At 53.4% G+C, this 13,373-nt stretch carries 14 protein-coding genes; 10 read left to right on the top strand and 4 right to left on the bottom strand.

The features are described 5' to 3' along the window. Nucleotides 1-4: 4 nt before the first annotated feature. Entirely contained in the window at nucleotides 5-607 is a 603-nt protein-coding gene (locus HS103_16850) for a DUF4203 domain-containing protein (GenBank protein MBE7514470.1), read from the top strand. 104 nt (nucleotides 608-711) lie between these two features. On the opposite strand, the gene asd is transcribed toward HS103_16850, so the two are convergent. After that, entirely contained in the window at nucleotides 712-1,821 is a 1,110-nt protein-coding gene (gene asd / locus HS103_16845; GenBank protein MBE7514469.1) for an aspartate-semialdehyde dehydrogenase, read from the bottom strand. A gap of 119 nt (nucleotides 1,822-1,940) precedes the next feature. Beyond that, nucleotides 1,941-2,615, bottom strand: coding sequence for a hypothetical protein (locus tag HS103_16840; protein ID MBE7514468.1), 675 nt, complete (start codon nucleotides 2,613-2,615; stop codon nucleotides 1,941-1,943). Nucleotides 2,616-2,779: 164 nt separating this feature from the next. Between HS103_16840 and HS103_16835 the strand changes: the two genes are divergently transcribed. The 3 genes from HS103_16835 to HS103_16825 all read left to right on the top strand — a co-directional run bounded on the left by HS103_16835 (nucleotide 2,780) and on the right by HS103_16825 (nucleotide 6,774). After that, the gene (locus HS103_16835; protein MBE7514467.1) at nucleotides 2,780-4,138 is read left to right on the top strand and encodes an SH3 domain-containing protein; all 1,359 of its coding nucleotides are present in this window, start codon (nucleotides 2,780-2,782) and stop codon (nucleotides 4,136-4,138) included. 279 nt (nucleotides 4,139-4,417) lie between these two features. Next, nucleotides 4,418-6,211 carry an SH3 domain-containing protein gene (locus HS103_16830; protein ID MBE7514466.1) on the top strand — a complete coding sequence of 598 codons (1,794 nt, stop codon included), beginning with the start codon at nucleotides 4,418-4,420 and terminating at the stop codon, nucleotides 6,209-6,211. A 110-nt stretch (nucleotides 6,212-6,321) separates the two neighbouring features. Further along, a complete protein-coding gene (locus tag HS103_16825) occupies nucleotides 6,322-6,774 on the top strand; it encodes a nuclear transport factor 2 family protein (protein MBE7514465.1) in 453 nt (150 codons plus the stop codon). Between the two features lie 8 nt (nucleotides 6,775-6,782). Here HS103_16825 and HS103_16820 read toward each other — a convergent pair whose 3' ends face one another. After that, nucleotides 6,783-8,042: an MFS transporter gene (locus HS103_16820; protein ID MBE7514464.1), complete on the bottom strand. Its 1,260-nt coding sequence runs from the start codon at nucleotides 8,040-8,042 to the stop codon at nucleotides 6,783-6,785. 400 nt (nucleotides 8,043-8,442) lie between these two features. Between HS103_16820 and HS103_16815 the strand changes: the two genes are divergently transcribed. The 3 genes from HS103_16815 (at nucleotide 8,443) to HS103_16805 (ending at nucleotide 11,080) form a co-directional block, all read left to right on the top strand. Next, complete coding sequence (locus HS103_16815; protein MBE7514463.1) at nucleotides 8,443-9,393, top strand: hypothetical protein; 951 nt, start codon at nucleotides 8,443-8,445, stop codon at nucleotides 9,391-9,393. 249 nt (nucleotides 9,394-9,642) lie between these two features. Beyond that, nucleotides 9,643-10,839 carry a collagen-like protein gene (locus HS103_16810; protein MBE7514462.1) on the top strand — a complete coding sequence of 399 codons (1,197 nt, stop codon included), beginning with the start codon at nucleotides 9,643-9,645 and terminating at the stop codon, nucleotides 10,837-10,839. Between the two features lie 7 nt (nucleotides 10,840-10,846). Further along, on the top strand, nucleotides 10,847-11,080 hold the full coding sequence (locus HS103_16805; protein MBE7514461.1) for a hypothetical protein: 234 nt from the start codon (nucleotides 10,847-10,849) through the stop codon (nucleotides 11,078-11,080). Nucleotides 11,081-11,494: 414 nt separating this feature from the next. On the opposite strand, the gene HS103_16800 is transcribed toward HS103_16805, so the two are convergent. Then, nucleotides 11,495-11,821 carry a helix-turn-helix transcriptional regulator gene (locus tag HS103_16800; protein MBE7514460.1) on the bottom strand — a complete coding sequence of 109 codons (327 nt, stop codon included), beginning with the start codon at nucleotides 11,819-11,821 and terminating at the stop codon, nucleotides 11,495-11,497. Nucleotides 11,822-11,967: 146 nt separating this feature from the next. Here HS103_16800 and HS103_16795 point away from each other — a divergent pair, with 146 nt between their 5' ends. The 3 genes from HS103_16795 (at nucleotide 11,968) to HS103_16785 (ending at nucleotide 13,157) form a co-directional block, all read left to right on the top strand. Further along, nucleotides 11,968-12,129, top strand: a complete 162-nt coding sequence (locus HS103_16795) for a helix-turn-helix domain-containing protein (protein MBE7514459.1) — start codon at nucleotides 11,968-11,970, stop codon at nucleotides 12,127-12,129. Nucleotides 12,130-12,214: 85 nt separating this feature from the next. After that, nucleotides 12,215-12,631 (top strand): hypothetical protein, encoded by a 417-nt coding sequence (locus HS103_16790; protein ID MBE7514458.1) that lies wholly within the window; start codon nucleotides 12,215-12,217, stop codon nucleotides 12,629-12,631. Continuing rightward, complete coding sequence (locus HS103_16785) at nucleotides 12,579-13,157, top strand: 3'-5' exonuclease (protein MBE7514457.1); 579 nt, start codon at nucleotides 12,579-12,581, stop codon at nucleotides 13,155-13,157. Before HS103_16790 ends, HS103_16785 begins: the two co-directional genes overlap by 53 nt. Nucleotides 13,158-13,373 lie beyond the last annotated feature (216 nt).

The raw sequence follows: 13,373 nt of genomic DNA, 5'->3' as shown, positions 1-13,373 counted from the left end.
TTGTATGATTATTGATTCATCACTTGTGACTCTGTTCGCCCTTCTGAATGTTGTTTTTGGCGTTGTGGCGTGCTTTTTTGGCTATCGTGTGTTTCGCCAATACCTCACGCTCATTGGCTTTCTCTTTGGGGCAACCTTAGGGTTGGCGCTCACCCAGAACAACCCCGAAACAATTATCAAGGTCATTGCCGCGCTTGGGTTGGGCATCCTCTTTGGGTTGATTTTCTTTTGGTTGTGGCGGATCGCTGTTTTGTTAGCGGGTTTGCTTCTTGGCGCAGTGGTGGGGTTCATGATCAGTACCCAACTGCTGCGGTTGGATCAGACAACAACGACTATCATCATCATCGTTCTGGCGGTTATTGGGGCGCTGCTCTCGTTTGCGGCGGCGAAGATCATCATCAAATTGAGTACGGCGGTCACTGGTTCGGCGCTCATGGTTATCGGTGGGCTGGTCTTGTTGGGGTTAACCTCTGGCAATACAACTCGCGTTTACACGGTGGATAATCTCGCCACCATGACGCAGACGAACACCAGCGGCATTGTCATTTTGATCATCTGGATTGTCTTGGCAACCTTTGGGTTTCTTGTTCAGTCACGGCAGCGGTGACTCTGGTCACCTTTTAGGGGCTTGGAAGGCAAAAACAACCGGCTTGCCTTCAAGCCCCAACGGGGTGATTATCCTTAGCGCGACGGCTTCAGCCCCGCGCCACCCTAGTTTGCCTCCAGCGCAGTAGCCGTTTCAAAATGGCTGGCATACCCTTGCATTACAAGAAGTTCCGCATTCAGAATCGCCCCGCCTGCCGCACCGCGAATTGTATTATGGGAAAGAGTGACGAATTTGTAATCGAGAACAGAGCAAGGGCGTAACCGTCCAATCGTTGTCGTCATGCCCCGCCCGCTGTCCCGATCCCGTCGTGGTTGGGGGCGATCTGATTCCTCAACATAGGCAATCACCGGTGCGGGGTGGCTGGGTAAGGCTGCCGACAATGGATGCCCAGAGAAGGTTTCCCACGCTTGGCGTATCTCGGCTTCGGTGGGTCTTTGGCGAAAACCCACTGAGACAGCAACGGTATGCCCATCCATGACGGGGACGCGGTGGCAAGCGGCACTGATGTCCATCGCGAAGGCGTTGATTTCACCCTCCGCCAGCGCCCCTAAGATTTTCTTCGGCTCGCTTTCCGCTTTGTCTTCTTCCCCGCCAATGTAGGGAATTACATTATCGAGGATGTCAAAAGAGGAAACACCGGGGTAGCCCGCGCCGCTGATCGCCTGCATACTGACGAGGTTCACCCGCTCAATACCAAAACGGCGCAGCGGGGCAAGCGCCATAACCACCCCAACAATCGTGCAATTGGACATGGTGACCAGCCCGCCCGCCCAACCCCGCGCCCGCTGCGCATCGATAAGGCGAACGTGATCGGCGTTGATCTCCGGCAGCAGCAAAGGAATATCCTGCCCCATCCGGTTGGCACTGGTGTTTGAAGATACCAAATGTCCGGCGGCTGCTAGTGCTGGTTCAAGGTATTTTGCCACCTCGCCTGGGAGTGCAGACATAATGATCGGGGCGGTAAACGCTGCCTCTAAGGGCAGTACTTTCAAACGGGCAACATCTGCCGGAATAGCGCCGGGGAGCTTCCATTGGCACGCTTCCTCATAGGGTTTTCCAGCACTGCGCTCCGATGCGGCAACTTCCGTCACCGTGAACCATGGATGATCGGCAAGCAGTTGAATAAAGCGCTGTCCTACCGTCCCTGTTGCCCCTAAAACAGCAACCCCTAATTTTTGACGCGGCGGATGCCCATTTGATGTACCATAACTCATGATCTAAGTTCTCCTCTGTGCAAGAATGATCACGATAGCACAGGCGGATGAGGCGTGGCAATTAGGAAAGCTCACAAACGCAGGGTATCCCCGCTATTCCCTTATCAGGGTGCAAAAGGCTAATCGTCTTTGGGTGGTTTTCCCCAACCCTCGCTCACTTTTCCGCTATCCCCTTGAGCGCGGCGGGAAGATGGTGACTCCGCATCTGATGTTTCCACAGGTGATGTCACAGAGTCCGCAGGCGGCATCGTTGCTTGGATGGCTTGGGCAATCAGGTTCATTGCCGCAAATGGTGCAGCCGGATCAGATTCAGCTTGGGCAGGCACAGGCACTTCCGATGGCGGCGGCGCTTCGTTGGGAGTGACTATCGCCGTGATCAGCTTCAACGCTTCTAGGGGTGTTTTTCCGGCAATTGCGCTGGCTAACCCGCTGGCTGATTTTCCCTCGTTATTGCCTTCAAAACCACCATCCACCGTATTCATGATCGGCGCAGCGGCGAAGGGTTTCCCTACCGAAACGATGCCTTGATGACCCTCTAAAAAAGCTTGAATCGCCTCGCTTAACTCTTCTGCCGGGCGTTCGGGGGCGTCTGCACCAAGCCCGTTTAGCGTGCGCATAACGCGCATCAGCCCAGAAATTTTCTCGTTCGCGGCGGCTTCGTCCGTTACATCGTTCAGCATCCGTGGAATTTGGCTGATTCCCCAATTCAACAACCAATCGCCCGCTTCACTATCAAGGGCGTCGGTCAGGTTTTCCGTCTCCAATAAACGATCTTTGGCAAGGTCTTCGTACATGGCGCCCTCTCTAAACTGTGTTTAATGGTGTTTAACTGTGTTCAACCTGTGCAGCGATGGTGTCTCCCTGCTAACAATAGCGCACTTTTCCACCTGAACACAAACCCACGAATGGTATAATCCCCACACTGTTCGATTTGATCATGTGTTGAGGGGTTTTTTCAATGGATCATCGTTATGTTGCGCGGTTCTTCGCGCTGTTTATCATCATTGCCTTGCTTTTCTCTGGGATGGGTCTTGCTACCGCCCAAGAGACGGTAACTGCCATCGTCACCGCCAGTTCGCTGAACATGCGTGCGCAGCCCAACAGCCGCGCCACCAAAATTACAACCCTTCCTAAAGGGGCAGAGATCGTTTTGAGCGGGAAAAGCCAAGACCGCAACTGGGGCTACGGCGTTTCCGGCGGGCTGACGGGTTGGGTGGCACTCAATTACATTCAGATCACCTCCTCAACTGGAATTGCCGTCCTCCCCGTAACGCCCGCTGACGCCCCGACGAGCGCCCCTGCCGAACCCGCTTCGGCGGCAAGCGGTGGCGATAGCACACCCCCACCAAGCGGGGATGGTGGCAGCCTTCCCGCCCCAGTGGTGCGGGGATCTGTCTCCGGCGGCTTTGAATTGGGCGGGCAAGTCTACGGTTTAGGTGGTGGAACAGTGAATGCCATGCGCACAGCGGGCATGACATGGGTGAAACGGCAGGCACATGCTGGGGATGGTGGTGCGATTGGGATGATCGGGGAAGCACACGCCAATGGCTTCCGAATTCTTCTTTCCGTGATCGGTGACAAAGGGCAGGTGATGAACGACGCCTACCATGATGTCTATGCTGGTTATGTGGGCGAACTTGCCCGTAATGGCGCGGATGCTATCGAAATCTGGAACGAGCAGAATATTGACCGCGAATGGGCGCAAGGCTACATCGACCCCGCCCTGTACGTCCGCCTTTTGGCGAAGGCTTACAACGCGATCAAGGCGAATAATCCGGGCACCATAGTGATTACTGGTGCGCCTGCCCCAACCGGCGCGGAGGGTGCCTTTGGGACGGATCGTGTTTGGAACGATGATCGCTACACGGCGGGTATGGCGGCGGCAGGTGCGGGGCGTTATGCCGATTGCATCGGTATCCATTACAACGAAGGAATCGTCAGCCCTACCCAACGGAGCGGCGACCCACGCGGAGATAACTACCCAACGCGCTATTTTGATACGATGTTGGCGCGGGGCTTAAAGGGCTTTGGCGGGAAAAAAGCCTGTTTCACCGAGCTTGGCTACCTCACCTCTGAGGGCTACCCGCCGTTGCCCGGTGGCTTTGCGTGGGCGGCGGGAACGGATGTAGGCGAACATGCGGCGTGGCTGGCGCAAGCGGCAGTACGTGCCTCTAACTCAGGAAAAGTTCGCCTGATGATCATTTTCAACGTCGATTTCAATTACTATGGCGAAGACCCTCAAGGGGGCTTTGCCATTATCCGCCCCGGCGGTGGCTGCCCGGCGTGTGATACGCTTGGACGGGTGATGCGTCGTTAGGCTGTCCGGTAGGGGCGCATCGTGTGCGCCGTCACTTTCTCTTGCACAGGGTAGGAATGATCATATGTGGTCGCCCCTACCCTACCGGCACAAAGACAAAATCTTTCCCCCTCATACTCCACAATCACGCTGCCCTTTACCCTCTAGTCAACGCCACATCTTCATGACAACCTACGACACCATAACGATCTCTTGGCGCGTTGGATGCATGAATAACACGTTCTCCTTGCGAGTGGTGTAGAATGGAGGAAGTTTTATTCAGAGAGGGGATGGGGTGGCATGAAAAACCGGAGTGCAAGACTCGCCCGTGTCGTGCGTATAGCGCTGATTATTGTCTGCGCGTTTGGGGCGCTTACTGCCCCACCCCCTGCTCGTGCCGAGACGGGTTCAAACTGGACAGGGGCTTATTACGGAAATCCAACGCTTTCGGGAGCGCCTGTCTTTTACCGGATCGATCCGGCTGTCGTTTTCAACTGGGGGTTCAATCCCCCCGGCGTGGGCATTGGTTCTACCTATTGGTCAGCCTCGTGGCAGTCTATCCAATATTTCAACGCCGGAACCTACCGCTTCACCATCACCGCTGACGACGGCGTGCGCGTTTTTGTAGATGGTATTTTGATTCTTGATGCATGGCGCGACCAAGCAGCGACGACCTACTATGTGAACTACACCCTAGCGACGGGCAATCACTCCCTGCGCGTCGATTACTATCAGGCGCAGGGTGAGGCGCGAATCGCGGTCTCGTGGGATTTGGTGCAAACGCCTAGTTCGGCTTGGACGGCTCAGTACTTCAATAACCCGTACCTCTCTGGCTACCCAACGATCACCCGCTATGAGTATGCGATCAATTACTTTTGGGGCTTTGGCTCGCCCGATCCCTTCATTTACGCTGATAACTTCAGCGCTCGCTGGACGGGGACGTTCCCTTTCAGCGCGGCAACGTATCGCTTCTTGCTTGCTGGCAAGGGCGGGGTGCGCCTTTTTATTGATGACATATTGATCATTGACCGCTGGTTTGACCAACCCCTTACGGCATATAGCATTGATGTGGCGATTGGGGCGGGACTCCACACCTTGCGCGTTGAATACAGCCATTTCTTTGGTGAGGCAACCGCCCGCCTCACCTACGATCTGGCAATTGGTCCCCCCATCCAAAGCGACGAGTGGTATGCTGAATATTTCCCCAACCAGCACCTGAGTGGATCGCCGGGCTTTACCCGCAACGAAGGACGGAGCGGGATTAATGCCACATGGACGAATCAGCCGCCGACATCTGGGGTGCGGGAGAACTTCAGCGCCCGTTGGACGCGCCGTGTCTGTGGCTTTGGACGCCCAACGACCTTCTTCCTCACTGTTGACGATGGGGCGCGGCTGTTTGTCGATAACATCCTCATCATTGATCAATGGCGTTTGCAGGCAGCAACGACCTACCAAGCAACGGTGAATCTTGCCTCTGGCTGTCACACGCTCCGCCTCGAATACTTCCAAGATCGCGGTCAGGGCGTCACCTTCCTCACGTGGACTCCCCCCGATGGGCAGCAACCGATCCTCTACCCCTTTGGCGGGCAGCCCCCTCCCAACCTGACGGGGACAACGGCAATGGTCGATTTTGCCAGTGCCTTGAACGTCCGTATCGGACCGGGCGTCAGCTACCCACGTCTGACGAGCATCCCGCGCGGGACGCTTATGCAGTTGTATGAGCGCAACGCCGATGGTTCATGGGTGCGTATGGCAACCCAAACGGGAATTGCCGGATGGGTCTATGCACCCTATCTGCGCATCCTCAGCGGGTCAATCCTGACACTGCCCATTGGCGGGGTCACCCCACCGCCCAACCCCATCCCCACCGGCGTCCGCGGCAAGCTGATCAGCGGCTTGCAACTGCGCACAGGACCGAGCAACGCTTACCCCACACAAGGTATTTTGGAATGGGGAACTGTGGTAGACATCATCGGGCGCAACAGCAACAACACTTGGCTGCAAGTGCGTTTTGGGGCATATACAGGGTGGGTTTACGCGCCCTACGTGATCATCGTCTCTGGTACGTTGGTGAGCGTCCCGATCACGGGATAGATTGACTGTTCTCACGCTCTTTCCTCTCTCCCCGCACGTTATGATGAGAGAGGAAGGGGATGATGAACTTAGCAACGCTATGGGCGGATCGATGAACGGAGATTCTATCTGTGTATCACACCATTGTTCGGCGGAAACTGCTGAGTAACTTCCAAAAGCTCAATCAGGGCGATTACGAGGCGATAGTGAGGCAGTTTAGCCCCTCGGCTTACCACCATGTCGCTGGCGATTTATCCCTCGGCGGGGAGCGCCACAGCCGCGATGGTATTGGGCAGTGGTATACACGCCTTTATCGAATCTTTCCCGGTATTCAGTTCACGGTGCGCGGTGTGGTGATTCAGGGGTTGCCCTGGGATACACCCATCGCTGTTCAATTTCAGGTCAGCGCCACCCTCAAAAATGGGCAACTCTATACCAACGAGGTTGCCCAATTCATCCGTTTGAAGTGGGGACAGATTGCCCAGATGCGCCTGTATGAAGACACCCAAAAGTTGGCAGCCGCCCTGGACGTTCAATCCGCAGCGGGCGTTAGCGAGGCTAAGGCTGCCCCAATTGCGGGATGAGTTATCCCTCACCCCTTGCCTGAAAAACGATGCGGTAGCAGCAGCGCGACGCCGGCGGCGATCAGGGCGATGACTCCCACCACCTGAAATGCCCCGGAAAACCCGATCCGGTCAATAAGAACACCCAACACCTGACTTCCCCCCGCCCCCGTCGCAAAGATCGCGCCGAGAATCAACCCAGAAGCAAATCCCTTACTCCCCGGCAGCAAACTTTGGGCAACAACAACCACCGCCGGAAATGCCCCACCCGCCATGGCGCCGGTTGCCATGGCCACCACCAGCGCTATCTTTGAGTCAATCAGTGGCAAAAGGACGACCAACGGCGCGGCAAGGACAAGGCTGATGGCAATCACACGGCGGCGGTCAAAGCGATCTGCCAACCGCCCAAAGATGACCCCCGCAACGGCGGAGGAAATCCAAAATAAGCTCGTTATCCCCCCATATTCGCTAGGTTGCCACCCCTTATCAGCAAAAATGAAAGGGAGGAAATTTGCTGTTCCCAAATGGACGATGCTGCGGAGAATGATAAATACGCCCAACAGCGCCAATGTCCCCCACCCTACCGCTTTCAGGGATTGCCACACATTGACGCTTTCGCCAACGGTTGCTTTCTGGGCATTGGCATAAGTGCTGCGGTTGGGAAGGCTTAACCCCATGAAGATCACCGCAGGCAGTACCAGCACCAGTAGGGAGAGCATGGGTAGCATATGCATCGGTGCAGGTTCGCCACCGCTGGCACGCAGTGCGTTATCCAAAAGCAACCCCGCCAACAGCGGTCCCATGGCAAGCCCCGTCTGCCCGGCAAGGAAAAAATAAGCGGTGTTCCGTGCCGACCCGCTTTGTTTCAAGCCAGAGGCGTGCATTGCCCCAACGGGGTGAAACGCCCCGCTTCCCACTGCCGCCAGCGCATAGGGAATCAGCGTCAGGTAAAAGTTTCCGGTCATGGCAAGGAAGATGGCGCAGAGTGTCATCAGGGCAACCCACAAAACACCGGATGGGGCTTGAATTCGCCCCCCGCTGCGATCTGTAAGCCAGCCGAAAAAGGGCTGCGAGACTGCGCCGATAAACTCGCGCAGGCTGATCGCCAATCCCACTTGAATGGGGCTAATCTTCAAGATGTAGGTGGCAAGGAAGGTCATCGTGACCGGTCCAGTGGACATACAAATGTCGTTGGCTAAGTGACCCAAACTGACCGCCCAGACAAGGCGGTGTCCTGATGTGGCGGGAGCATGGTTGGGGCGGGCAAATAACTGCGTGAGGGATTGCACGGGTGGGGTAGCCTCGCTGTGTTAGACATGTGTTGGCGCTCGTTATGGACGGTGAGAGCTAGGGGAATCTTACCCTGAGGGCTTATCGGGCTGACGGGTTATCGCTATAGCAGTACCCTTGCGGGTTAGACTACAACCAGACTTTTTACAAGGCGTTATGCGCTTGCGCTCAACCTACCCCTTTCGGTGAATACAGGGTAAACACGTTCAACACAAGAAAAAGCCCCATCTACCTATATGGCGACGGGGCAAAGTGCTTCCGAGAGGACTCGAACCTCTAACCAATTGATTAAGAGAAACTTGCACATTTTCCCCTAATTACCTCCCAACTCATCTTGATTGTCACCTAGAACTCCTGTACGCTTGCCGCGTTCGCATGAAATCGCGGCGAGGACGATTCGTGATCTACCAACCCTATGAAATTTTTGATATTCGGGCTGCACTGGCGGGTCCTATCTTGAATGTGGGTTGGCGCGTGGCAACTGACTTTATCGCTGGCGAAAACAAATCATGGGCATATTACGCGGGCGTAGGGCTAGGAAGTGCTGCGGCTGCAACGGGTATCCCCGGCGCTGCGGCAACACTCTACGTCATTGCTGATTCGTTTGATATGCTTTTTTTCAATTCGCCAGAAGGTTCCCTAGTTGATGTCTTTATAGATGGTCTCAATATTGGCGCATATGACTTGTTCAGTACAGTTGCGAATTGGGTGTCGTTGCCCATTCCGTCTGGCAATGCAGGTGTGGTTAAACGTGTTGATATTGTAAATGCAGGTATCAGCCCACAAAATGTCACATCCTCAATTGCTTGGATGGCGCTATCGTATGTGCAAGCGCCAATCGGGGGAGTTCACACGGAGGATAAAATGGCTATCAGTGTTATTTCCTTTTCCGTTCGGGATGCCGACGGCGATACCTATAGCGTCCCTTTTCATATCCCTAGCACGGGGATCACCCTTGCGCGTTTTCAGCAGTTGGCGAATGTGCTTGCAACTGCCCTTGATGATGTGATTGACGGAATCATTGTCAGTGCCAGTTTGGAGTTTGGGTTAAGCTTACCGGGCGGCTTAGATACTGTCCCTGTCGCTTATTGCGAGGTACAGAAAGGCGCATTGTTCAACTTTACCGCAGCGGGGACCAGTTACTCGCACGGGATTTATATCCCTTCCTTTACTCCAGCCCTCTTTGAGGGCGATAGCGTGAACACCGGCGATACCGCTGTGCAAGCGTTGCGGGACGCGATTTTGAATGGGATTGCGGCAGACATTGACGATCCAGCGGTAGCACCATCGGACAGGTATGAGAATGACCTAACAGCGCTTGTGAAAGCAACCAAACGATTTCGGAAGTGAGATTCCGTGAGTATCGTCGTCTTTCCACAAGCACCCTTCCCTCTCCCTGTAACGCCGCCCGGAATCGAACCAAACGATCCGGGCGATCTTATCTGTGTTACATTCAACCGTGCCTGGCGCCCCTACATTCTAGGGGCGCTTACGTCCCTTCTAGCGCCCCAAACTTATCAGGGAACAATTGAAGAGATCACCCTTGCTACCCGTCGAGCGGGGAACTTGATTAGCATCTTTCAGCAGGACGCTTGCACAATGATTGAAGACATTCGCGTTATGGGGTGTGAGCTACAGATTTTCTCTGATGGGGCATGGATACCCATTGGTGATTTCTCCACTTGTGGCGCTCAGGGGGTACAAGGAGAGCGTGGCATACAGGGAGAGCAAGGGGAACGTGGTATACAGGGGGAGCAAGGCATCCCCGGCGCACAAGGCGAAAAAGGGGATAAGGGTGATAAGGGTGCTGATGGAACGACGTTTCCCTTGCCCGAAAGTACAGGAGAGGATGATCAGGATTCGTGCAATGTGGCGGGTTTTTTAGCAGAGGGGATTATCAAGAAGGTTGTAGGGCTTATTATTGAGGCACGTGAGGGTCAAAAATCAAGAAATGAAACAGTTATTGACATAATAGAAAGCCTCATGGGGGTTAAGCTAGCAGAGAAACTTCCGGTTGTCGGCGTCTTGATTTCCGCAGTGTCTGACGCAGCGAAAAGATTTGTTAATGCTCTATTCTTAAGCGATCTCCCATCTCTTCAGAATGCATTGGATGATGCTGCTCTATGGAGCGATATAGCCTGTGCGATCTACTGCGCCGTCACGCCAGATCGAGGTGTCACAGAAGAAAACATCCAAGACGTACTAGACGCTGTATCTGGGGTCATTTATGACCCGAATCAAGCGCTCATAAACGAATTCAGGCTATTCATGGAAACGTTGGGACTAGTTGGCTTACAAGCGGCGTCCCAAAGTGGGATTTACGCCGTATACGATTGTTCAGGGTGCGGCTGCGCTGATGTTATTGAGCCGCGCATAATCACTTTCGATCCTGTCACATACCCGTACACAACTCCACCATCAATCGGACTTGGTGTGATCCAAGAAAGCGGGGGTGATGGGGGATCGCGGTGGTATAAGTCAACAATCGTAAGCAGCCCGAACGACTGTACAAACCAAACAACAATATTCGTTGACTTTACTGTAGATAGACCAGTCGAAAAAATCACGGCAAAAATATATAACAACAGACTTAATGTTGAATGGAGCGTGAGCGATGCTCAAGGCAACCTTATCAAAGCAGATTTGATTGAAAATCTATCGGGTTGGACAGAGCGAACCATAATATTTGACAACGAACTAAGTGTGGGTGATTACCGCATTTCAGTGTCGAATTGTTGGGGCGTAGACCTGTATGTGGGAATTGACAGTATACGGCTATGGGCGCCAGGAGAATAGGAAAAGAATGACACCGGAACAAATTGCCAGTATCGCGTCGAATTTCGTGGTAGGGGGCGTCTTCATCATGGCGTGGTTTCAGGAGCGCAAGGAACGTCAAGATCAGGCGTCAAAATATCAGGAGCGCCTAGACCTACTCAATGCACGCCTCTACGAACTTGTCAAAGAAACGATTGTTTACCGCGCCACAGCCCACTACGATACGTCTGTCCGCGATAAAAAGACAGAACAGGAGCTTTAAATCACTTTTTGGGAAGAACGGCAAAATGCATCAAATAGCCGCAATCCTGACATAGGCATGTATCAACGCCTTTCCGCCATGCCAAAAGACTGCTTGCCCTAAGCAAATCTTTGACCTGTTGCCCTAAACTTGCCCCTCTAGGTCGAAAGTAAAAAGCCGTGCTTACAGCGGGAACAACGCCCCATACAAGGTTTTCGCCCTGACATACAGGGCATTTTTTTAGGATGGTTTCAGGGGTCATGGATCAATCCTCCAATACAGAGGTACAACCTTACTCTACCCCTATTCAAATGACTTGCAAATATAGAACGTGCGTACTACTATGTGTGCATGAATACAGAAATACTGCTTTTGGTCAGATGGTATCGCTCTCTAAACAGCGCACAGCGCAATGCTGTACGACGCCTTATCAAGCTAATTTTCACCCTTTATCAGTCCGGCAAGTAGTAAAATTAATTCCTTATATCGTTTGTTTTTGTATGCGAAAACTAGCTCACGTTCATCGGGTGTCAAATCCTCTTCACGGACATGCTCAGTAGGGTTATCCACAAAACCCAATAGATAGTCAGCGCTTACTTCCAATTCCCGCGCAATCCGTGAAAGTACGGCGGCGGTAGGATCACTATCCCCGTTTTCATATCTCAGAATCTGTCTAACGCTTATACCCGTCCGATCTGCCAAATCCTGTTGAGAAAGTTTTCGCAGTTCGCGGGTAGTTTTTATCCTGTCACTGAGAGCCATTTTTACCCCTAAGAAAGATTACCCTGATTTGACCACTTGACACAACCGCCATATCAGGCGTATATTATTCATGACGCAAATGGCGTTATTTTTTATACGCACCGACACGCCATTTGTGTCGTGATTATCTAGTGACAGGAAAGACATTGAACATTCAAGCGTTGAAAAAGGCAGTAGAGCGCGGCGGGTCAATCCGTGCGGCGGCGCGTGAATTGGGCGTGTCTTACACGTCCGTCCAATGGTGGCTTGCCCGCAACGGGTATCGAGTAGTGAAGGTGGCGAAGCTGGTGAGGACCCGCAAGAAGTAGTTGCCCCTCCACACCAATCCATAATCCGCTAGGTGAGGGGCGAGATTGTGGGTTGGCGTGGGTGGGCAAAAGCAAGGGAGGAACTATGAAGTGTCAGCGATGCGGTCAGGATGGGAGTCTAAACGGTTTTTGCTCATCCTGCATGGAGGGGCAGCTTCTAACTGAAGCGACTGGAGGTCTTGTCAGTTTTGGAGTCCTTGAAGTGGAGGATTTACCGATGTTGTACCCATTTGGCTACGAGCAGGATGCAGAAGATTGGCTTGTCGCCCCCTACGATACGCCTGAGTGCCTGGCGGGGTATCGCGCCGCCTGGCGATCAGCGCAGGAAACGCTGATCGCACTATCGCAAAAAAAAGATTTCTCTCTGTCGGGGGAACTGAATTGGCAACGGGCGTTCCGGGCGTGCATGACGGCGCTGAACGCTTACATTGCGGCTGAAGGTGACCTCTATGACGTGTACACCTATGAATTGGAAGGTGATTATGTCTCTAAAAATGCTTAAGACGGTCTGGGAAAGCCAAAACTTTATTGTTTTGGACACCGAAACTACCGGGCTAGGGTACGGGTCTGAAATCGTTGAAATAGCGATTATTGACCATCTAGGAAATTCCCTACTCAATACCCGTATCCGACCCGTGTACAGCATACCTGACGACGCGGCGGCGGTACACGGGATAACGGATCGGGATGTGTTGGACGCTCCCTTGTGGACAGCAATTCGGGGGGCTATACGGGGGATTCTGACAGAGCGGGACGTAATCATCTACAACGCTCAATACGATGTGAAAATGTTACGGTCCTCCGATGGGGTACACCAAATAAAGGAAGCATGGGACATAGCGCGATACCACTGCGCTATGTTGGCATACGCGGAATATCTGGGGGATTGGAACGATTATCATCGTTCATGGCGTTGGCACAAACTGACAAGTGCCATGCGCCAACAAAGTCTCCCTTTTCGAGATGCCCATTCAGCATTGGGCGATTGCCAAATGACCCTCTCGCTCATGAACCATATTTTCAGATAAAGATGAGTTTCCAACTTCCCCTTTTCCATATAGATGATGAAGAGATAGCCGCAAAAGGATTTTGCTCGTATGAGCAAGAATCGTGCGGCTATCAAAGCACATGGCTTGTAATCCTCGTCTTAGGGGAAGTTGAATTAACCCATCGATTTACAGACCCGGACCCAATCATAAAAGCCCCCAATGCCCGCCGCCGAGCGGCGAGGGCATGTGGGGAAA

Source organism: Anaerolineales bacterium, from assembly GCA_015075625.1.
GTDB lineage: Bacteria > Chloroflexota > Anaerolineae > Aggregatilineales > UBA2796 > UBA2796.
This window is presented reverse-complemented; position numbering and strand designations above follow the sequence as displayed.